Here is a 20,134-nt window from a genome sequence, read left to right on the forward strand (position 1 = left end):
GTGATGACTTGCGCCGATTTTTTTATCAACCAGCATGGCTTGATTTTAGCATTTTTTGGGGCGCGATTCTCGCCGGCATCAGCGCGGCGGTGATCGTGCAAATGGAATTTGGCGGCTATGACCGGCTTTTTTGGCCGGCAGTCGGCGGGCTTTTGGTGGTGATCGTGATCGCCAGCTTACAAGTGGCGTCGATGCGCATGACCTTGACGCCGCAAGCGCTGGTGTTGGGCCGGGTGTTTCCCAGCAACCGCCTGATCATTCCGTATGCGAGTTTGCATTCGGTGGCGATTGAAGGGCATACCTTGATTATTGACACGCAAGTCTATGGTAAAATAAGGCTCGTGCGTATGTTTCAGATGCAGAAGCTGACGGCCGCTTGCGCACAAGCGGGCATCACAGTCACCTTGAGGAAGGGGAAATCAAGCATTGTCTGATATCGAAATTGCCCAAGCAAATGAAGCCAACGAGATGTTGCCGATCACAGCCGTGGCCAAAACCGTAGGCTTACAAGCCGATGATCTGGAATTATATGGTCAAGCCAAGGCCAAGCTGAGTTATCCCACGTTACAGCGCTTAGCCGATCAACCGCTCGGCAAGCTCGTCTTAGTGACTTCCATCAACCCAACGCCGGCTGGTGAAGGCAAGTCGACCGTCACCATCGGTTTAGGCGACGCGTTGAACTTGCGCCGCCAAAAAGCGGTGATCGCCTTGCGCGAACCGTCGCTGGGCCCAGTAATGGGGATGAAAGGCGGCGCGACTGGCGGCGGTTATTCGCAAGTGGTGCCGATGGAAGACATCAACTTGCATTTTACCGGTGACATGCATGCTTTGACCACAGCAGTGGATACCTTGGCGGCCTTGATCGACAACCACTTGCATCAAGGCAATGCGCTGAACCTCGACCCGCGGCGGATCTTGTGGCATCGTGTGTTAGATATCAATGATCGCGCCTTGCGCCACACGGTGATTGGCTTAGGCGGACCAACTAGCGGAGTCCCGCGCGAGAATCAATTTGACATCACCGTGGCCAGTGAATTGATGGCGGTTTTGTGCCTGGCAGAAAACATGCATGATCTCAAAGCCCGCATTGGCCGCATCGTCATCGGCTTTACATACGACCGCCAGCCAGTCACAGTGAGCCAACTCGGCGTGACCGGTGCGATCGCCGTCTTATTAAAAGACGCCTTGAAGCCGAATCTGGTGCAGACGCTGGCGCATACGCCAACTTTGATCCATGGCGGCCCGTTTGCCAACATCGCCCATGGGTGCAATTCAGTCTTGGCCACCAAAACCGCCTTGCAACTCGGCGACATCGCCTTGACTGAAGCCGGGTTTGGGGCGGATCTGGGAGCGGAGAAGTTCATGGACATCAAGGCGCCGGTATTAGGCAAGACCCCTGATGCCGTGGTGATCGTCGCTACCGTGCGCGCCTTGAAGTACAACGGCGGCCAAGCCTTGAAAGACTTGACCACTGAAAATCGCGATGCGTTAGCCCAAGGCTTTGCCAACCTGGCCAAGCACGTGGCCAACATGCAGCAATACGGCCGGCCGGTGCTGGTGGCGATCAACCGCTTCACTAGCGATACAGATGCCGAAATCGCCGACTTAGTGGCCGCATGCGCCCAACTTGGCGTCCAAGCGATCCCTGCAGACGTCTGGGGCCAAGGCGGCCAAGGGGCTTTGGCGCTAGCCGATGCCTTGATCACTGCTTTAGCCACCACCAGCCGCTTTGTGCCGTTATATGATCCCAAAGCCCCAGTCAAAGCCAAGATCACGACCATCGTGCAAAAGATCTATGGCGGCAAAGACGTCGTTTATGACCATCAAGCAGAACTGGCCTTAAAGACGATCGCGGCCAATGGGTGGGAAGACTTGCCGATCTGCATGGCCAAGACGCAATATTCCTTGTCTGACGACCCCAAAGCCTTAGGCGCACCGACCGGCTTTACCATGCATGTCCGCGATGTGATCCCCAAGCTGGGGGCAGGGTTTTTAGTAGTGATGACCGGCTCGGTTTTGACCATGCCAGGCTTGCCTAAGACCCCTGCGGCCATGAACATGGATGTGTCTGATGATGGCGTGATCTCGGGGCTGTTTTGAGCACAGCGACTAATCCCTTGAGCGCCGCGCAATTACGCCAAGCGCAAGCGCAAGTATTCCCGGACACCCAAGGTTTCGTGCCTGGCTATGGCAGCTTGCACCCGCGCTTGATCTTAGTCGGCGAAGCCCCAGGGGCCAGTGAAGTGACCAGCGGCCGCCCGTTCACCGGCCGCGCCGGAGTCAAATTAGACTTAATGTTGAAGGCATTAGGCTTAACACGCGCCGCAGTTTTTATCACCATGACTTTTCACCGCCGGCCCACGCTGCAAAAAGCCAATGGCAAGCTGGGCAACCGGCCGCCGACGCTCTCAGAAGCCTTGCAAGAAGGCTGGCTGTTAGACGCAGAACTGGCCGCTTTGCCTGACGCGCCATTGTTGCTGATGGGCAACACCGCCATCCACCGGCTGTATCACGGCCAAGTCAAAGACTGGCATGGCCAATGCCTGACTGCCGCGATCAATCAAGTCCAAGCGGATACTTTAGTGCCTGGACCCACGCGGCGCTTGGCGGTGTGTGCGCATCCGGCGGCTTTGTTGTACCGGCAAGCGACGCAAGCACAAACATTAGCGGACTTGGCGCAGATTCGACGATTATTGGAGGCAAATTGATTTGATCTATCTTGTATTGGCACTGGGCTTGGTCGCCATCGACCAGCTGATCAAAGCTTGGGTCGTGGCGCATTTGGCGCTTGGCCAAACGATCGGCTTCATCCCTGGGGTGTTAAGTGTGACCCACATTCAAAATGACGGCGCCGCCTTTTCGATGCTGGCCGGCCAGCAGTGGGTGTTTTATGTGATCACCGTGATCGCCTTAGGGGTAGTGGCGTGGCTGTGGAAAGACAGCCGCGGCATGAAAACCTACCGCTGGGGGTTAGCGCTGATCTTAGCCGGGGCGATCGGCAATTTTATCGACCGCTTGCGCCAAGGCTATGTCACCGACATGTTCCAAGTCGATTTCATGAATTTTGCCATTTTCAACTTCGCCGATGCGTGCTTGACCATTGGGGTGATCTTGGTGTTGATCCACTTGCTCTTTTTTGACGGGAAGGCGGCCAAGCGATGACTTGCTTCACCGTGACCACCCAAACCGGCCGCATCGACAAGGTGATCGCTGATACCTTGCCAGACGCTACCCGCTCGCAAGCGCAAAAATGGCTTTTAGCCGGGCATGTGACGGTCAACGGGGCAACAGTGCTGCCGAAGTACAAAGTCGCCGCTGATGACGTCGTGCAAGTCGACCCGCCCAAACCGGTGCCGCTGGCCGCCAAGCCCCAAAACATCCCGCTTGAGATCGTCTATGAAGACGCTGACGTGCTGGTGGTCAATAAGCCTCAAGGCATGGTGGTGCATCCAGCCCCAGGGCATCCTGACGGCACCTTGGTCAATGCCGTATTAGGGCATACCGCCTTAACTGGGATCAATGATGTCTTGCGGCCAGGGATCGTCCACCGCATCGACAAAGACACCAGCGGCTTGTTGATGGTGGCCAAGACCCAAGCGGCGCAACTGTCGCTGTCGGCGCAACTCAAAGCCAAAACCACCAGCCGGCAATACTTGGCGATCGTCCATGGGGTCTTCAAAGAAACCCAAGGCCGCATCGATGCGCCTTTAGGCCGCGACCCGAAAGACCGCAAGAAACAGGCGGTGGTGCCTGACGGGCGGCATGCGGTGACGCATTTTCAAGTGCTGGAACAATTCGCTAAATATGCTTTGGTCCAATGCGTCTTAGAAACCGGCCGCACCCATCAGATCCGCGTGCACATGGCTTATATCCATCATCCCGTGGCCGGCGACCCGCTATACGCGCCGAAGCGCACCTTGCCAGGCGCAGGCCAGTTCTTGCATGCGGCGACTTTAGGCTTCAAGCATCCGGTATCTGGACAATGGCTGGAATTTCACGCCGATCCGCCAGCCATATTCGCAGAAACTTTAGCAAATCTGCGGGCAAACATTGACAAAACCCGCGTGATCCGATAAGCTAGTCACAACTTAACAAGCAACCTTTAACTAAGTCCAGAGAGGCTTAGAAGGTGTACGAACCCGCTGCGGCGGGAGACTATCCTCAGACAGTCGCCTTCTAACCTTTTTCGGTAGCAGGCGACTTTTTTTGTCTCCAGAGCGGAGCGGCCCGCCTTTAGGAGTGTGGGGGTAAGCCAGCCTGGGTGCGTCGCGGCACGCGGCGTGACCGGGATGGCTTACCCGCAACTCCGTTGGGCCGCGCAGCTCGACGTTACTGGAATCGCTAGCTTTTCTCTGGTGATCGTCGAGCTCCGCAAAGCAACGCGATCGCGTAGAAGTCGTCTCGATCACGGATGGCCTTGCCATCCGCGCCCAAGCCGCCTTCTACACATCGCTAAGTGCGCTTTGCTCCGCTCTGGTTATTGGCTGTTTGTGACATATAAAGGAGAGAACACAATGGCAAAGCAAGTAGTCGATGGGGTCACCATGCAACGGGCACTGACGCGGATCACGTATGAGATCATTGAACAAAACAAGGATCTGAATGAATTGGTGATCGTGGGGATCAAAACCCGCGGGATCTACTTGGCCAACCGGATCGCTAAGCGGCTGGAACAGTTGGAGAATTTGACGGTGCCAGTGGGCGAGTTGGATATCCGGATGTATCGCGATGATGTGCATAAGCTGGACCATAGCTTGACGCCAGATGTGGAAGGCAGCCATTTGCCTGTGTCGATCACCAATAAACATGTCATCTTGGTGGACGATGTGATCTTCACCGGCCGCACGATCCGCGCCGCCTTGGATGCGTTGATGGATCAAGGCCGCCCGAATAAGATCAGCTTGGCGGTGTTAGTCGATCGCGGACATCGGGAATTGCCGATCCGCCCAGATTTTGTCGGGAAAAACATTCCCACTGCGTTAAGCGAAGAGATCAACGTGGAAGTGTCTGAGCTTGATGGCGAAGACGGGATCAGCATCGCCAAACTGGAGGCGTAGCATGGCATATCATAATGATGATGCGATTTTAGACATTCACGACCGACCGGCATTCGGCCATTGGTTCGGGTTGTCGATCCAACACCTGTTTGCCATGTTCGGCTCAACGGTGCTGGTCCCGATCTTAGTCGGCTTGGATCCTAGCATCGCGCTGTTTTCCAGCGGGGTGGGGACCTTGATCTATATCTTGATCACCCGCGGCAAGATCCCAGCGTACATGGGGTCGAGTTTTTCCTTCATCACCGTGATGCAAGCCTTGATGAAAGGCGCCGGCTACCCAGCCATCGCTCAAGGCACCATCGCCGTCGGGTGTGTGTACTTGATCGTCGCTTTGATCGTCAACTTCGCCGGGTCGGCTTGGATCGATAAAGCCTTGCCGCCGATCGTCGTCGGCCCGATCGTCATGGTCATTGGTCTAAGCCTAGCCGGCACCGCTGCTACAGATGCGACCATGCGCACCTTAAGCAACGGCACATCAGTCTATGACCTCAAGTACTTCGCCGTGGCCATGGTCACTTTGGCAGCAACGATCGCTTACAACATGTACTTGAAGAAATTTATCAGCTTGCTGCCGATCTTGCTGGGGTTGATCACCGGCTACATCGTCGCTTTGCTGGTAGGGATCGTCGATTTGACACCGGTGCAACAAGCCGCTTGGATCAGCTTGCCGAACTTCCAGATCCCAGGAGTCACTTATACACCGAAATTATACCTGGATGCGATTTTATCCATGGCACCGATCGCTTTTGTCACCATGACCGAGCATATGGGCCACATCATGGTTTTAGATGAAATGACCCACCGCAACTTCTTCAAAGATCCTGGCTTGAACCATACCTTAGCCGGGGATGGGACCGCATCGATCATCGCCGGTTTCGTCGGCGGCCCGCCAGTGACGTCTTATGGTGAAAACATCGGCGTCATGGCGATGACTAAGGTCCACTCTGTTTGGGTGATCGGCGGAGCTGCGTTTTTCGCCGTCTTGTTCGCCTTTATCGGCAAGCTGTCGGCATTGATCCGCACCATCCCCAGTCCAGTCATCGGCGGGATCAGCTTCTTGTTGTTTGGGGTGATCGCCTCTAACGGGTTGAAAGTCTTGATCGACAAGCACGTTGACTTCAACCGCAAGCGCAACTTAATGATCGGCTCGACCATCTTAGTGATCGGCATCGGCAACGCAGTGTTGAAACTGGGGAACTTCCAGTTTTCCGGCTTAGCATTAGCCACGGTCATCGGCATTTTATTAAACTTCATCTTACCTGAACATGCAGCTAACGAGGAGGCATAATATTGGCCATCACGGATTTCGTTTCAGCAAATCAAGTCACAACGGATCTGGCGAATCAATTGATCACGCGCGCCGAAGAATTCAAACATGGGGCGCAAAGCAATCTCGCCTTGCCGATTTACGCGGCGAATCTGTTTTTTGAACCCAGCACCCGCACGCACACCAGCTTTGAAATGGCTGAACGCCGCTTGGGGATGACGGTCATGCCGTTTGACCCGCGGCAAAGCTCGGTGACCAAAGGCGAGACGCTAGGCGACACGCTGCGGACGTTAGCCGCGATCGGGGTGCAAGTCGCCGTGATCCGCCATCCTGTCAAGTCATATTACCAATCGCTGTTAGCCGAGCACTTGCCGTTGCGGATCGTCAATGCCGGCGACGGTGCCGGTCAACATCCTAGCCAGATGATGCTGGATCTGATGACCATCCATGAAGAGTTTGGCCATTTTGACGGGTTGAAGATCGCCATTGTCGGCGACTTGACGCATTCGCGCGTGGCCAAAAGCGACATGCAGCTGCTGCACGAACTCGGCGCGGAGCTGACCTTTTCCGGACCTAAAGCTTGGTACACCAAGGAATTTGAACCTTATGGCCCGTATCAGCCGCTAGCCGAGATCGTGCCAAAAGTCGATGTATTGATGCTGTTGCGGGTGCAATTTGAACGCTTGAGCGACGCGGAAAAGGCAGAATTTTCCGAATCTACCTATCATGAGCGCTTCGGCTTGAGCGACAAATTGTATCCTAAACTGCGCAAGTCCGCGATCATCATGCACCCGGCGCCAGTCAACCGCGGCATTGAATTAGCCGATGACTTGGTCGAATGCCCGCAATCGCGGATCTTCGCCCAAATGCACAACGGTGTGTTCATGCGCATGGCGATGCTGGAGCTGGTTTGCCAACAACCCTTGCAAGAAAGGAGCCTCACTCATGCACTTGCTCATTAAACATGCCCATGTTGCTGGGCCGGAACCATTTCATGGTGATATCTTGACCACTGACGGGGTGATCAGCGCTTTGGGACGCAATTTAGACGCCCCAGCCAAAACCACCGTGATCGACGCCAAAGGCAAAACGGTGATGCCAGGCTTAGTCGATGTGCATGTGCATTTTCGCGAACCTGGCTTTACCGCCAAAGAAACCATCCACACCGGCGCCGCTGCGGCAGCTCATGGCGGCTTTACCACCGTCGTGGCGATGCCTAACCTCGACCCAGTGCCGGATAATGTCGCTGACTTGACAGCATTGATCGCCAAAAACCACACCGACGCCAAGATCCATGTCGAACAATTCGCTGCGATCACCAAAGGCTTGCATTCCAGCGATACCAGCGATTATGCCGCCTTAAAACAAGCGGGCGCCTTGGGCTTTTCTAACGATGGCGTCGGCGTGCAAGACGCCTCGACCATGTATACCGCCATGGTCCAAGCCGCCGCCGTGAATGCGCCGATCGTCGCCCACATTGAAGATGAAGGCTTCAAAGGCAACGGCGTGCTTAATGCCGGGGCTAAAGCCGACGAACTGGGCTTGCCGGGGATGTCAAACTTGACCGAAACCGCCCAGCTAGCGCGAGACTTAGTCTTGGCCCAAGCGGCTGGCGTCCATTATCATGCTTGCCACGTGTCCACCGCATTAAGCGTGCAATTGATCCGCGAAGCCAAAGCCCGCGGGGTGCACGTCACCGCAGAAGTCTCGCCGCATCACTTGCTGCTGGCCGACCAAGATATTCCTGGCGATAACGCTATGTATAAGATGAACCCGCCATTGCGCAGCGAAGCCGATCGCCAAGCGCTGATCGCCGGTTTAGCCGATGGGACCTTGGACATGATCGCCACTGACCATGCCCCACATACCGCCGCAGAAAAAACCGGCTCCATGGCGACTGCCGCTTTTGGGATCGTCGGCAGCGAAACCGCCTTTGCCTTGTTGTATACGGCTTTCGTCAAGTCCGGCCGCTTCACACTGGCACAGTTGATCGCTTGGATGAGCACCCAGCCGGCTGCTGCTTTTGGCTTGCCGGCAGGGCATTTGCGCGTCGGCGATCCGGCTGATCTGACCTTGGTCGACTTGACGCAAAGTTATGTGATCGACCCGAAAGACTGGTTATCCAAAGGCCACAACAGCCCATTTATCGGCCAAACCGTCAATGGCCGCGTGCTGACGACGATCGCCGGCGGGCGGATCGCCTACAAGGCTTAGGACATGAAGGAGGAGCTATATTGAAGCGCTATTTGATTCTTGAAGATGGCAGTGTTTTTGCCGGGGAGGGCTTTGGTGCCGAATCAGTCACGACTGGCGAGATCGTCTTCAACACCGGGATGAGCGGTTATCAAGAAACCATCACCGACCAAAGCTACAACGGCCAGATCATCACGTTCACCTATCCGTTGATCGGCAATGCCGGCATCAACCGCGATGATTACGAAAGCATCAACCCGACTGCCAAAGGGGTGGTCGTGCGCGATCTGGCGCGGGTCACCGGCAACTGGCGGGCGCAAATGAGCCTGGATGAGTTCTTATCCCGCAAGCACATTCCTGGCATCACCGGCATTGATACGCGCGCTTTGACCAAGCGCTTGCGCGAAGCCGGCACCATGAAAGCCAGCATTGTCGATGCTGCTGATGATCATGCCTTTGACCAATTGCGGGCTTTAGTGCTGCCTAAAAACCAAGTGCAGCAAGTCGCCACGACCCAAGCCTATCCAGCCCCTGGTACCGGGCGCAATGTGGCCGTGATCGATTTTGGCTTGAAGCACAGCATTTTACGCGAATTATCTAAGCGGGAATGCAACTTGACCATTTTGCCGCCGACGGTGACAGCCGAAGAGATCTTAGACTTGGATCCGGATGGGGTGATGTTGACCAACGGCCCTGGCGACCCGAAAGACGTGCCGCAAGCCTTAGATATGATTCGCGGGATCCAAGGCAAGATCCCGTTGTTTGGGATCTGCTTAGGCCATCAGCTGTTTGCTTTAGCCAATGGCGCAGATACTTTCAAAATGAAATACGGCCATCGCGGGTTCAATCACCCGGTGCGCGAAATCGCCACTGGCCGCATCGATTTTACCAGCCAAAACCATGGCTATGCCGTCGATCCCGCTTCGATCGACCCTGATCAACTCTTGATCACCCATGTGGAGATCAACGACCACACCGTCGAAGGGTTGCGCCACCGCTTGTACCCGGCGTTTTCTGTGCAGTTTCATCCAGATGCCGCGCCCGGTCCGCATGACGCCGACCATCTCTTCGACGAATTCATGGAAATGATGGACGCCTTCGACCATCGACAAGGAAAGGAAGCTGCTCATGCCTAAACGTCAAGATATCCATAAGATCTTAGTCATCGGCTCTGGTCCGATCATCATCGGCCAAGCCGCCGAATTCGATTACTCCGGAACGCAAGCTTGTCTGGCGTTGAAAGAGGAAGGGTATGAAGTCGTTTTGGTGAACTCGAACCCGGCGACGATCATGACTGATAAAGAAATCGCCGATCAAGTGTACATCGAACCATTGACCAAAGAATTCGTCTCCCAGATCTTGCGCAAAGAACTGCCAGACGCGATCTTACCGACCATCGGCGGGCAGATCGGGTTGAACTTGGCGATGCAGCTCGCCAATTCCGGCATCTTGGATGAACTCCACATTGAACTGCTGGGCACCAAGCTGTCGGCGATCGACCAAGCCGAAGACCGGGAATTATTCAAGAACTTGATGCAATCTTTGCACGAGCCGATCCCCGAATCGACCATCGCCCATAATTATGAAGAAGCCGCCAACTTTGCCGATGAGATCGGCTTTCCGGTGATCGTGCGCCCAGCGTTCACCATGGGCGGCACTGGCGGCGGGATCGCCAAAAACGCCGCAGAACTGGCCACCATCACCGAAAATGGGCTCAATCTCAGCCCGGTGACGCAAGTCTTGATCGAACGCTCGATCGCCGGTTACAAGGAAATCGAATTTGAAGTGATGCGCGACGCCGCAGACAATGCGATTGTGGTGTGCAACATGGAAAACTTCGACCCTGTCGGCGTGCACACCGGCGACTCGGTGGTGTTTGCCCCGGTGCAAACCTTGACTGACAAAGAAGTGCAAATGCTGCGGGATGGCAGCTTGCGCATCATCCGCGCCTTGAAGATCGAAGGCGGCTGCAATGTGCAATTAGCCTTAGACCCGAATTCCTTCAAGTATTACGTGATCGAAGTCAACCCGCGGGTCAGCCGCTCTTCAGCATTAGCCAGCAAAGCCACCGGTTATCCGATCGCCAAAATGGCAGCGAAGATCGCGGTGGGGTTGACGTTAGATGAAATCAAAAACCCGATCACCGACGCGACTTATGCCGAATTTGAACCGATGTTAGACTATGTCGTCGCGAAGATCCCGCGCTTCCCATTTGACAAGTTTGAAAATGGCGACCGCACATTAGGCACCCAAATGAAAGCTACCGGTGAAGTGATGGCCATTGGCCGCACCGCCGAAGAAGCGCTGCTCAAAGCCGTGCGCGGCTTAGAAGTCGGCGCGGTGCACTTGTGGCGTCCAGATGACCACAAGTTATCCGATGCTGATTTGTCGGCAAAGATCATTACGCCTAATGACGAGCGTTTGTTCTTCATCACCGAAGCTTTCCGCCGCGGTTTTACCATCGCGGAAATCGCGGAATTATCCGGGATCAATCCTTTCTTCTTGGACAAGATCTTGCACATCGTCGAATTAGAAGGCGAACTTAAGGCGCATCCTGACGACTTGGACTTGCTGCAGCTGGTCAAGCGCAATGGCTTTGCCGATGCGACGATCGCTAAGCTTTGGGACAAGACGCCAGATGAGATCCGCGACTTGCGCCGGGCCAACGGCATCATTCCGGTTTACAAAATGGTCGATACCTGTGCCGGGGAATTTGCATCGACCACGCCATATTTTTATAGCACCTATGAAACCGAAACGGAATCTGAACGATCAGCGCGCGCCAGCATTTTGGTCTTAGGGTCTGGCCCGATCCGCATCGGTCAAGGCGTCGAATTCGATTATGCCACGGTCCACTCGGTTAAGGCGATCCAAAAAGCCGGGTATGAAGCCATCATCATGAACTCCAACCCAGAAACGGTTTCAACGGATTTTTCCATCTCCGATAAACTCTACTTTGAACCCTTGACCATTGAAGACGTCTTGAATGTGATCGACTTGGAACAGCCTAAAGGCGTGATCGTCCAATTCGGCGGCCAAACCGCGATCAACCTTGCAGCGCCGCTAGCCGCGCATGGCGTGAAGATCTTAGGCACCAGCTTAGAAGACTTGGATGCAGCAGAAGATCGTGATCGCTTCGATGAGATCATTAACTCGCTGCAGATCCCGCAACCGGTCGGCGGCACCGCCACAGATAAAGCCGGCGCCTTGAAGATCGGCAATCAGATCGGCTATCCGGTCTTAGTGCGGCCAAGTTATGTGTTAGGCGGCCGAGCCATGGAGATCGTGCATTCTGAAGATGAGCTGGCCAGCTACATCGATCGGGCGGTTTCCGTGTCCAATGACCATCCTGTCTTAGTCGATCAATACTTGGTCGGTACGGAATGTGAAGTCGACGCGATCACCGATGGTAAAACCGTGGTCATCCCAGGCATCATGGAACACATTGAACGCGCCGGGGTGCACTCAGGAGATTCCATGGCAGTTTATCCGCCGCAAGACTTTTCCGCAACGGTGAAGCAGCAAATCGAAGACTACACCATCAAGTTGGCTCATGCCTTGCATTGTATCGGGATCATGAACATTCAATTCATCGTCCATGACAACCAAGTCTATGTGATCGAAGTCAACCCGCGGGCCAGCCGCACCGTACCATTTTTAAGCAAAGTGACTGGCGTTTCAATGGCCCAAGTGGCCACGCAAGCGATCTTAGGCAAGGACTTGGCAGAGTTAGGCTTTGTCACCGGGATCTTGCCGACGCGCCCAGGGGTGCATGTCAAAGCCCCAGTGTTCAGCTTCTCCAAGCTCAACGCCGTAGACTCCTTGCTCGGCCCTGAAATGAAGTCGACTGGGGAAGTCATGGGCTCAGATACCACCTTGGAAAAAGCGTTGTACAAAGCCTTCGAAGCCAGCCACACGCATCTGCCAAGCTACGGCACCGCGTTGTTCACGGTGGCCGATAGCGACAAGCAAGAAGCCGTCGCCTTAGCCAAGCGCTTCCGCGAAGTCGGCTATCAAATCGTCGCCACTGCTGGCACCGCCAAGGCCTTAACCGCCGCCGGGATCAAGGTCAACACGATCTCCAAGCTTGGTGAAAGCGGCCAAGACGCGATCTTAGATGCGATCGCTGAACAAAAACTGCAACTGGTGATCAACACCACCAGCGATGACCGCACCACCACCAGCGACGGCTACCGCATCCGCCAAACCGCGATCATGCACGGCGTCCCGCTGATGACCAGCCTCGACACCGCCGCCGCCATCGCGTCAGTATTGGAATCCCGCGCGTTTACCACACAACCATTGTAGCCAGAGCGGAGTGGTGCGCATTTAGGCATGGGCATAAGGCGGCTTGGGTGCGTGATGGCAACGCCATCGCGTGCACGAGACGACTTATGCGCAATGCCGTTGCACCACGCAGCTCGACGATGAACCAAAGCGGAGTAGTGCGCTTTTAGCGCGTAGACTAGCGTGTACTGTCGGCGTTGTGGCGCAGCTCGACGATGAACCAGAGCCGGAGCACCGCGGTTATGGGCGACGGGCTAACAGGGCTTGGTGGTGGGCGGCGCAGCCGCACGCCGCAAAGACCGGTTAGAACGCTCGCCCATGCAGTGTGCAGCTCGACGAGAACCTAAAGCAAAACATCGTACGGCTTGCTCCGCTTTGGTTCTCCTCGAGCTGCGCAAGCCAACGGGGTCGCAGATAAGGAATCCCGACACCGCACGGCTGCGCCGTACTGTGCCAGGCTCCCTTATCTACACCCCTAAGTACGGCTTGCTCCGCTCTGGTTCTCCTCGAGCTGCGCAAGCCAACAGGGTGGCGGATAAGTCATCGCGCCACGCTATGGCTGCGCCATAACGCGTCACGCTGCCTTATCCACACCCTTAAAACCGGCTTGCTCCGCTCTGGTTTTATAGAAAGGACCGTCATGGAACCGATCATTGCCTTAGATTTTGCCACTGGTGCAGAAGCCGTGGCGTTTGTGGACCGCTTCCCGAAAACCACGCCGTTGTTTGTCAAAGTAGGGATGGAGCTGTTTTACGCCGAAGGTCCGCAGATCATCAAACAACTGCAAGCATTGCGGCCATTGAATCTCTTTTTAGACTTAAAACTGCATGATATCCCGCATACCGTTGAAAAAGCCGCCTATCAACTCGGCCGCTTAGGCGTGACTTTGACCACGGCGCATGCTGCCGGGGGCAGTGCGATGCTGACGGCGGCTAAGCGCGGCTTGTTGGCTGGGGCTGAAGCTGCCGGCGTTTTGCCGCCGCGGCTGCTGGCGATCACGCAGCTGACCTCAACGAGCACGGCAATGCTGCACAACCAGCTGCAGATCCCTGGTACAGTGCGTGCGTCCGTGCAGCATTTGGCCGCTGTCGCCCAAGCCGCCGGGGCAGACGGGGTGGTGGCTAGCGCGCAAGAAGTCTTGGATATCCGCGCAGTGACGCGGCCGGACTTTTTGGTGATCACCCCCGGTATCCGGCCAAAAGGAGCGGCAGTCGGCGATCAAGTCCGCGTGGTGACCCCAGCTGAGGCCAAACGCCGCGGGGCTTCTGGCATCGTCGTCGGCCGCCCGATCACTCAAGCGGCGGATCCATTAGCCGCTTATGCCGCTATCAATACAGAATGGAGTACTGCACAAAATGACTGAAATTGAATCCCAAATCGCTCAAGACTTGTTGACGATCGGGGCGGTGACGTTACGGCCGCATGACCCGTTCACTTGGGCCAGCGGCATCCATTCGCCCATTTATACCGATAATCGCATCACCATCAGCTACCCAGAAGTGCGCGACCGCATCGCATCCGGCTTGACTGAGTTGATCAAGACCCAGTTTCCTGCTGTCGAAGCCATTGCCGGCGTCGCCACCGCAGGGATCCCGCATGCCGCGTTAGTCGCCGATCGGCTGCACTTGCCAATGGCCTATGTCCGCAGCAAGCCCAAAGACCACGGTCAAGGCCGCCAGATCGAAGGGCGGTTAGTCGAAGGGGCCAAGCTGGTTTTGATCGATGACTTGTTAAGCACCGGCGGGTCAGTGTTACAAGCGGCCCAAGCCGCGCAAAAAGAAGGCATGGACGTCATCGGCGTCGCGGCGATCTTCAGCTATCAATTACCGGCCGTCACCGCCAACTTCGCCCAAGCGCAGATCCCATTTGCGACCTTGACGAACTACACGGCGCTGATCACGTCGGCAGAAGCCAAAGGCCAGATCACCTCAGCAGAACTCGCCTTATTGCATGCTTGGCGCAAAGACCCTGAGCACTGGCAGCAAGCGTAATCAAAAAGCCTTGGCGCCAACCATGAAGGTTGGTGCCAAGGCTTATTTTGTGCCAGCAGACATTACCAGCTGGAGGTGCCGCCGCCACCGCCGAAACCGCCGCCGCCAAAGCTGCCGCCGCCACTGCTGGAACCGCCGCCGCTAGTACCGCCGCCGCTGCCATTGTCATGCGGTGGATACCAGTCATCACGATGCGCTAGGACCATCGAGGTTTTTGCCAGGCTCTTGGGATCTAAGCTGCTGATCAAAAACGCCGCGTTGGTGACACTGCCAAAGGCAAACGCCATGTCCATGTAATCCGGGCGGGGATGTTTATTGCCATGGTCTTGCTGGTGCTTGGCTTTGAGTGCCGCTTTGGCTTGGCTCAGCGATGCGTTCGGCGCTTGGGCATCAAGCTGACGCGCCAAAGCCAAGTCATCACCAGCCAAGTGCGCATCGATTGCGCGCAGATCATGAAGAAAATGGCGCATCATTGCATCTAAGCGGACGCGCTGGCGCAACAGTGCTCCGATACTGTACCAGCTGTTGACTACCCACCAAAGCACTAATAATCCCAAGATCGTCCCGGCAATCACCAACAGCGCATAAGGCCCGTTGAACCAGGCCAACACCGACTCGGCCGCCGCAGTCCATTGACTCACGACGCTGACCAAACGGCTAATGAACGTGATGCCGAAACTAGGCGTGTGCGCGAGCTGCCACAACAGCCAGCCGGCAATGATCACCCACAGCAATTGTCTAAGCAGCCAGCCGAGGATCTGAATGCCAATTTTTTGCCCCGCTGAAAGCAGGTTAGGGGCGATCGCGCCGACCTCTTTTGGCGCCAGGTCCGCTTTGGGCCGGCTCAGCAAATTCATCCCCAGCTCATGCGGGGCAAACCATTGCGCCCAATGCTCGCGATACATCGACGTGATGCGAAAACCGGCCTGCACGCCGACGCTGTTGGCCAGCACGGTTTCTGGCGTGGTCGTGCCAAAAGCAAAGGCCATATCGGCATAATCCGGCCGCCGCATGCCGCTGGCTTGCTGCTGGGCTTGCATGGTCGAAATCGCCGCTTTGACGGCTGGATCAGGCACTTCAGCCAATGCCGCTTCCGCAGTGAGCTTAGGATCAACTTGCTGCAAGTCTTGGCCAAAATGGCGCCACAATTGATCAACGGCGATCCGCCCGCGCAGCTTACGGCCCCAACACATCAGACGATAGCAGCCATATAACAGCAACACAACGATAACGATCACCACTATTTGGCCTACAGTCGTGGTCAACAACCATGACTGGGCGCGCAAACCGGCGCTTTGTACGGTCGTCGGGGAGCGGCGCAGCGATGTTTGGCCGACATCGCCGGTTTCGATCAGATGCGCGATGCGAGTGGTGACTAACCGAATGCCGGCGTCATAATCGCCGCTGCGGTAGGCGTTTTTGACTTGATCATCGGTGATCTGATCGGTCATCGCGTCTGGGATCGTGGCTTCCATCCCATAGCCGACTTCCAGCCGCGCTTGCCGCTGGCGCTTGGCCAGTAAGTAGACGACCCCTGAATCATGGGCTTGGTCGCCAACGCCGAGCTGATTGGCCAAGTCATTGGTGAAGCGTTCGATCGACTCGCCAGCCGGCAAGCTGTTTACGGTCACCACCAAAAGCTGCGGGTGATCGGCGCGCTTGGCTAAAGTCAGGTTCGTTTGTTTGATCAGCGTCTTGGTGTCTGCACGCAGCAAGTGGGCATTATCAGAAACGAATATGTTTTGGCGATCGATCTTGACTCGGGCACTGCCAGAATCGACTGCCGCTTGTGCCGCTGCCCACCAAGCACCGCCAGCCAAAATGACGATCAGCGCTAACCACCAGAAAATATGCCGTAATACAAAACCAGCCCATTGATACCATCGCCGGCGCCTTGCGCTCAGCAGCCAAGGGTTGGCTGGAGTAGGGGAAGTCATCATGAAGCCCTCCAAACGGCATCAGCCTTGCCGATGCCCAAAATATAGGCCATTGTACCATATTCCAGCCGCCTGTTTTGGCCGCGCATTTTCTTGATAGGGGCAAGTTGGACGAACTGATTTACCTGATTTTGCGCTTTAGATGCGCATGACCAACCTTTACCACCGTTTTGCGGGCATATTTTAGAGGCTCAAACCCCAAAAAAGCCGCCTTGATCCGGCGACTTTTTTTATCCTTGGTGTGGTGACAGGCAATGGCGCGAAAAAAACTTGCGCCACGGAAAAAGCCGCCATATCCTGGCGGCTTTTCGATATTATTTCTTCCTGGGTCACGACCCAAGGAGGTGAGGTGTGGCAAGCAGCATTGCGCTCATTGCCACACCTCTACCATACAAGTTTTACTAACAAAATACAAGTAGTCATGTTATTGGTGATGGCCGCTTTGGAAGTAATTATTCAAGCCGGCGACGATATCGGAAGCGACTTGTTGGTGATAAGCGGCTGAGCTGATCAAACGGAAGTCTTTATCGGAATTGATATAGCCCATTTCCATCAAGATACTTGGCTGGTCATTGTCCCGCAAAACTTCATAGTTACCAAACGCGACGCCGCGATCAGTCAGCGTCAAGTTGCTTCCTAACGCCTTGTTCACATAAGCCGCCAACGCTTTGTCCTTGGTGCCATTGTAATAGTAGGTGGTAAAGCCGCTGGCGGTGTTGGCATTGGCAGTGGAGTCAAAATGGAACGAAATAAACGCATCAGCATGCACTTTAGCCGCCACCACTGGCCGCGGCGCCAAATCAACAAAGGTATCATTAGAGCGGGTATAGATCACATTAGCACCGGCGGCTTGCAATTTCGCACCAACGGCTTGGGCCAGCTGCAAGGTGTAGGTTTTTTCATATTTGCCAGAGGTCGACAAAGCCCCGGTGTCGGTGCCGCCATGGCCAGGATCTAAGACGATCGTGGCTTCGGATAACTTGGTGGCGGTTTTGTTCGCGGTGGTGCCAGGCATGGTTAAGATCCAGCTGGCAATATACCCGGTACGATTATCGGCGGTGCGCACATGGTACCAGTCGCCGCTTTGATTCAACACCGTCAGCTTCGCCGCTTTGGCCACGCGCGTCACCACTGGCGCGTTCAAGCCGGCAGCCGAGCGGATGTTGGCTGCGATCATGGTCGTCGCTTGCAAGGTCGGAGTCGCCGTTTTGGCGGTGGCAATGGTGGTTTGGGCCACGCTCACATTGGTCGTGGTACCGGTGGTTTCCAAGAGATTAGAGGCCACCCAAGCCGCCGTGTTGTTATAGGCGATCTGGCTCCAGCCGTGTTGTTGGTATAAGACATTCACGGCAGTCCCAGCCGACAAGGTGCCCAGCTGCTTGGCGGTATTAGTCGCGTATTGGCGGACGTTGGCGTTGGTTTTCAAGCGCGCCACCTTGGCGGCATTGGTGGTGGCTTCGTCTTGGTGGACTAACCAGCTGGCGACCCAGCCGACGCGATTGTTGGCCAAGCGGACCTGATACCAAGAATTTTGTTTCTGTAAAATGGTCAAACTAGTGCCTTTTTGGACTTGACCCATCGTCTCATAAGACAAGCCAGGACCTAACCGCACATTCAAGACACTTGACGTCACCGTCAGGGTTTGATTGTTAGCCAATACTACCGTGGTGGCAGCAGACATCCCGATCAATAAGCTGAAGGCGAGGATCAAGGGCCAGCGGCGGAGTTGTTTTATTTTTCGCATGCGCATCAATCCTTAATATTTGTTTTCATTATAGCAAATTATGCTTGCTGCTGTGGCGCTTTGGCCTAAATGCACCGAAAATTTAGCTTTTTTGCCCGGCTTTTGCCTGAACCCAAGCACCGCGGTTGACAAACGTTCAAGCCTCCCTTAAACTTTACCTATACACATCCGTTGTCTATGAAGAAGCAGGATAGATCACCTATTAGCGACCCGGGATTGGTGCAAGCCGGGAACGATCGAAAAGACACTTCTGAGGCAGAGACACTCCGGTCGCCACCGTTATGGCTGAGTAAAATCACAAGGTGGTACCGTGTTCGCACCCTTCGTTCAGTCGAAGGGTGTCTTTTTTTTGCGGATGAAGAAAGAAGAGGAAATTCATGAGTTACCAACGACCAAAAGGTACAGCTGATATCCTGCCTGGCCAAAGTGAGCTATGGCAACAAGTTGAAGCGATCGCGCGGCGGGTTTTGACCACTTATCGATATCAAGAGATCCGCACGCCATTATTTGAAAATGTTGAAGTCTTCTCCCGCTCAGCTGGTGATACCAGCGACATCGTCACCAAAGAAATGTATACCTTCGAAGACAAAGGCGGCCGTATGATGGCCTTGCGCCCAGAAGGGACTGCCGGCGTGGTTCGGGCGTATGTCGAAAACAAACTTTACGGCCCAGAACACCAAAAGCCTTATAAAGTCTGGTATGCCGGGCCGATGTTTCGCTATGAACGGCCGCAATCCGGCCGCCAGCGCGAATTTCACCAAATCGGCGTGGAAGCCTTTGGGGCGACCAGCCCGGTCTTAGATGCGGAAGTGATCGCTTTGGCCAAAGACTTGCTGGAAGCCTTTGGCGCCACCAAGCTGAAGTTTGCCATCAATACTTTAGGCGATCCAGAAAGCCGAGCTGCTTATCATCAAGCGCTGGTCGACTTTTTGACGCCCTTTCAAGCAGAACTTTCCCATGATTCTCAAGTGCGCTTGACCAAAAACCCGCTGCGGGTCTTAGACTCTAAAGACAAACACGATCAAGAAATCGTCGCCAATGCGCCAAAGATCTTAGATTATCTCACCCCAACGGCGCAAGCACATTTTGATGGGGTGCGCGACTTATTGACCAAACTAGGCATCGATTACGAAGTCGACGCAGACATGGTGCGCGGTTTAGACTACTATAACCATACGATCTTTGAGATCATGTCAGCCGACCCGGTGTTTGGCGGCGGCTATACCACCATCTTAGGCGGCGGGCGTTATAACGGCTTAGTGGAAGAACTTGGCGGTCCAGAAACGCCAGGCGTAGGCTTTGCCATGGGCGTCGAACGCTTGATGCTGTTGATGCAAGGCAAACAACAAGCGGCCAGCTTGCCGGCTTATATCGTCGCGATCGGTGAAGCCGCCACTGCTAAGGCATTAGAGCTTGCCCAAGCGATCCGCGCCCAAGGCTTTGCGGTGGACATGGATTACTTAGGCCGCAAGCCCAAAGCCCAATTCAAAACCGCCAACAAAGTCAATGCGCGCTTAGTATTGACCTTAGGCGATAGCGAACTGGCAGATGGGACTGTGGAAGTCAAAGACATGGCAACTGGGGAACAAAGCACCGTCGAACAAGCCGTGGTGCAAACCAAATTTGCAACATTATACCAAGAAACAGTGGAGGATTAG

At 55.2% G+C, this 20,134-nt stretch carries 17 protein-coding genes; 14 read left to right on the forward strand and 3 right to left on the reverse strand.

Annotation, left to right across the window (positions count from 1 at the left end; translation table 11 throughout):
• Window positions 1-8 precede the first annotated feature (8 nt).
• The 13 genes from EKM91_RS08455 to pyrE all read left to right on the forward strand — a co-directional run bounded on the left by EKM91_RS08455 (window position 9) and on the right by pyrE (window position 14,795).
• Window positions 9-434 (forward strand): hypothetical protein, encoded by a 426-nt coding sequence (locus EKM91_RS08455; protein WP_125752690.1) that lies wholly within the window; start codon window positions 9-11, stop codon window positions 432-434.
• Window positions 427-2,100, forward strand: coding sequence for a formate--tetrahydrofolate ligase (locus EKM91_RS08460; protein WP_125752693.1), 1,674 nt, complete (start codon window positions 427-429; stop codon window positions 2,098-2,100). The genes EKM91_RS08455 and EKM91_RS08460 overlap by 8 nt, the downstream gene beginning before the upstream one ends.
• Window positions 2,097-2,708, forward strand: a complete 612-nt coding sequence (locus EKM91_RS08465; RefSeq protein ID WP_225419481.1) for a uracil-DNA glycosylase — start codon at window positions 2,097-2,099, stop codon at window positions 2,706-2,708. Before EKM91_RS08460 ends, EKM91_RS08465 begins: the two co-directional genes overlap by 4 nt.
• Before the next feature lies 1 nt (window position 2,709).
• Window positions 2,710-3,162, forward strand: coding sequence for a signal peptidase II (gene lspA / locus EKM91_RS08470; RefSeq protein ID WP_125752696.1), 453 nt, complete (start codon window positions 2,710-2,712; stop codon window positions 3,160-3,162).
• Entirely contained in the window at window positions 3,159-4,076 is a 918-nt protein-coding gene (locus EKM91_RS08475; RefSeq protein WP_125752699.1) for an RluA family pseudouridine synthase, read from the forward strand. Before lspA ends, EKM91_RS08475 begins: the two co-directional genes overlap by 4 nt.
• Before the next feature lie 438 nt (window positions 4,077-4,514).
• On the forward strand, window positions 4,515-5,057 hold the full coding sequence (pyrR, locus tag EKM91_RS08480; RefSeq protein ID WP_125752702.1) for a bifunctional pyr operon transcriptional regulator/uracil phosphoribosyltransferase PyrR: 543 nt from the start codon (window positions 4,515-4,517) through the stop codon (window positions 5,055-5,057).
• 1 nt (window position 5,058) lies between these two features.
• Complete coding sequence (locus EKM91_RS08485) at window positions 5,059-6,345, forward strand: uracil-xanthine permease family protein (protein ID WP_125752705.1); 1,287 nt, start codon at window positions 5,059-5,061, stop codon at window positions 6,343-6,345.
• A complete protein-coding gene (locus EKM91_RS08490; protein WP_225419482.1) occupies window positions 6,342-7,286 on the forward strand; it encodes an aspartate carbamoyltransferase catalytic subunit in 945 nt (314 codons plus the stop codon). Before EKM91_RS08485 ends, EKM91_RS08490 begins: the two co-directional genes overlap by 4 nt.
• Window positions 7,276-8,538 (forward strand): dihydroorotase, encoded by a 1,263-nt coding sequence (locus EKM91_RS08495; RefSeq protein WP_191987993.1) that lies wholly within the window; start codon window positions 7,276-7,278, stop codon window positions 8,536-8,538. The genes EKM91_RS08490 and EKM91_RS08495 overlap by 11 nt, the downstream gene beginning before the upstream one ends.
• A 20-nt stretch (window positions 8,539-8,558) precedes the next feature.
• The gene (locus EKM91_RS08500; RefSeq protein ID WP_125752713.1) at window positions 8,559-9,653 is read left to right on the forward strand and encodes a carbamoyl phosphate synthase small subunit; all 1,095 of its coding nucleotides are present in this window, start codon (window positions 8,559-8,561) and stop codon (window positions 9,651-9,653) included.
• Window positions 9,646-12,825, forward strand: a complete 3,180-nt coding sequence (carB, locus tag EKM91_RS08505) for a carbamoyl-phosphate synthase large subunit (RefSeq protein ID WP_125752716.1) — start codon at window positions 9,646-9,648, stop codon at window positions 12,823-12,825. The genes EKM91_RS08500 and carB overlap by 8 nt, the downstream gene beginning before the upstream one ends.
• A gap of 619 nt (window positions 12,826-13,444) precedes the next feature.
• The gene (gene pyrF, locus EKM91_RS08510) at window positions 13,445-14,167 is read left to right on the forward strand and encodes an orotidine-5'-phosphate decarboxylase (RefSeq protein ID WP_125752719.1); all 723 of its coding nucleotides are present in this window, start codon (window positions 13,445-13,447) and stop codon (window positions 14,165-14,167) included.
• Window positions 14,160-14,795, forward strand: coding sequence for an orotate phosphoribosyltransferase (gene pyrE / locus EKM91_RS08515; RefSeq protein ID WP_125752722.1), 636 nt, complete (start codon window positions 14,160-14,162; stop codon window positions 14,793-14,795). Before pyrF ends, pyrE begins: the two co-directional genes overlap by 8 nt.
• 62 nt (window positions 14,796-14,857) lie before the next feature.
• Here pyrE and EKM91_RS13870 read toward each other — a convergent pair whose 3' ends face one another.
• From EKM91_RS13870 to EKM91_RS08525, 3 genes are all read right to left on the reverse strand, one after another.
• Window positions 14,858-16,735, reverse strand: a complete 1,878-nt coding sequence (locus EKM91_RS13870; protein WP_164508512.1) for a TPM domain-containing protein — start codon at window positions 16,733-16,735, stop codon at window positions 14,858-14,860.
• A 118-nt stretch (window positions 16,736-16,853) separates the two neighbouring features.
• Window positions 16,854-17,072: a hypothetical protein gene (locus EKM91_RS13875; protein WP_164508513.1), complete on the reverse strand. Its 219-nt coding sequence runs from the start codon at window positions 17,070-17,072 to the stop codon at window positions 16,854-16,856.
• An 84-nt stretch (window positions 17,073-17,156) separates the two neighbouring features.
• Window positions 17,157-18,476 carry an N-acetylmuramoyl-L-alanine amidase family protein gene (locus EKM91_RS08525; protein WP_125752725.1) on the reverse strand — a complete coding sequence of 440 codons (1,320 nt, stop codon included), beginning with the start codon at window positions 18,474-18,476 and terminating at the stop codon, window positions 17,157-17,159.
• A gap of 377 nt (window positions 18,477-18,853) precedes the next feature.
• Between EKM91_RS08525 and hisS the strand changes: the two genes are divergently transcribed.
• On the forward strand, window positions 18,854-20,134 hold the full coding sequence (hisS, locus tag EKM91_RS08530) for a histidine--tRNA ligase (RefSeq protein ID WP_125752728.1): 1,281 nt from the start codon (window positions 18,854-18,856) through the stop codon (window positions 20,132-20,134).

Source organism: Lacticaseibacillus baoqingensis (assembly GCF_003946165.1).
Classification (GTDB): Bacteria; Bacillota; Bacilli; order Lactobacillales; family Lactobacillaceae; genus Lacticaseibacillus; species Lacticaseibacillus baoqingensis.

Coding starts and splice junctions, on each gene's coding strand:
- EKM91_RS08485 (WP_125752705.1), top strand. CDS start 5,059: ATGGCATATCATAATGATGATGCGATTTTAGACATTCACGACCGACCG.
- EKM91_RS08525 (WP_125752725.1), bottom strand. CDS start 18,476: ATGCGAAAAATAAAACAACTCCGCCGCTGGCCCTTGATCCTCGCCTTC.
- carB (WP_125752716.1), top strand. CDS start 9,646: ATGCCTAAACGTCAAGATATCCATAAGATCTTAGTCATCGGCTCTGGT.
- hisS (WP_125752728.1), top strand. CDS start 18,854: ATGAGTTACCAACGACCAAAAGGTACAGCTGATATCCTGCCTGGCCAA.
- pyrR (WP_125752702.1), top strand. CDS start 4,515: ATGGCAAAGCAAGTAGTCGATGGGGTCACCATGCAACGGGCACTGACG.
- pyrE (WP_125752722.1), top strand. CDS start 14,160: ATGACTGAAATTGAATCCCAAATCGCTCAAGACTTGTTGACGATCGGG.
- pyrF (WP_125752719.1), top strand. CDS start 13,445: ATGGAACCGATCATTGCCTTAGATTTTGCCACTGGTGCAGAAGCCGTG.
- EKM91_RS08475 (WP_125752699.1), top strand. CDS start 3,159: ATGACTTGCTTCACCGTGACCACCCAAACCGGCCGCATCGACAAGGTG.
- EKM91_RS13870 (WP_164508512.1), bottom strand. CDS start 16,735: ATGATGACTTCCCCTACTCCAGCCAACCCTTGGCTGCTGAGCGCAAGG.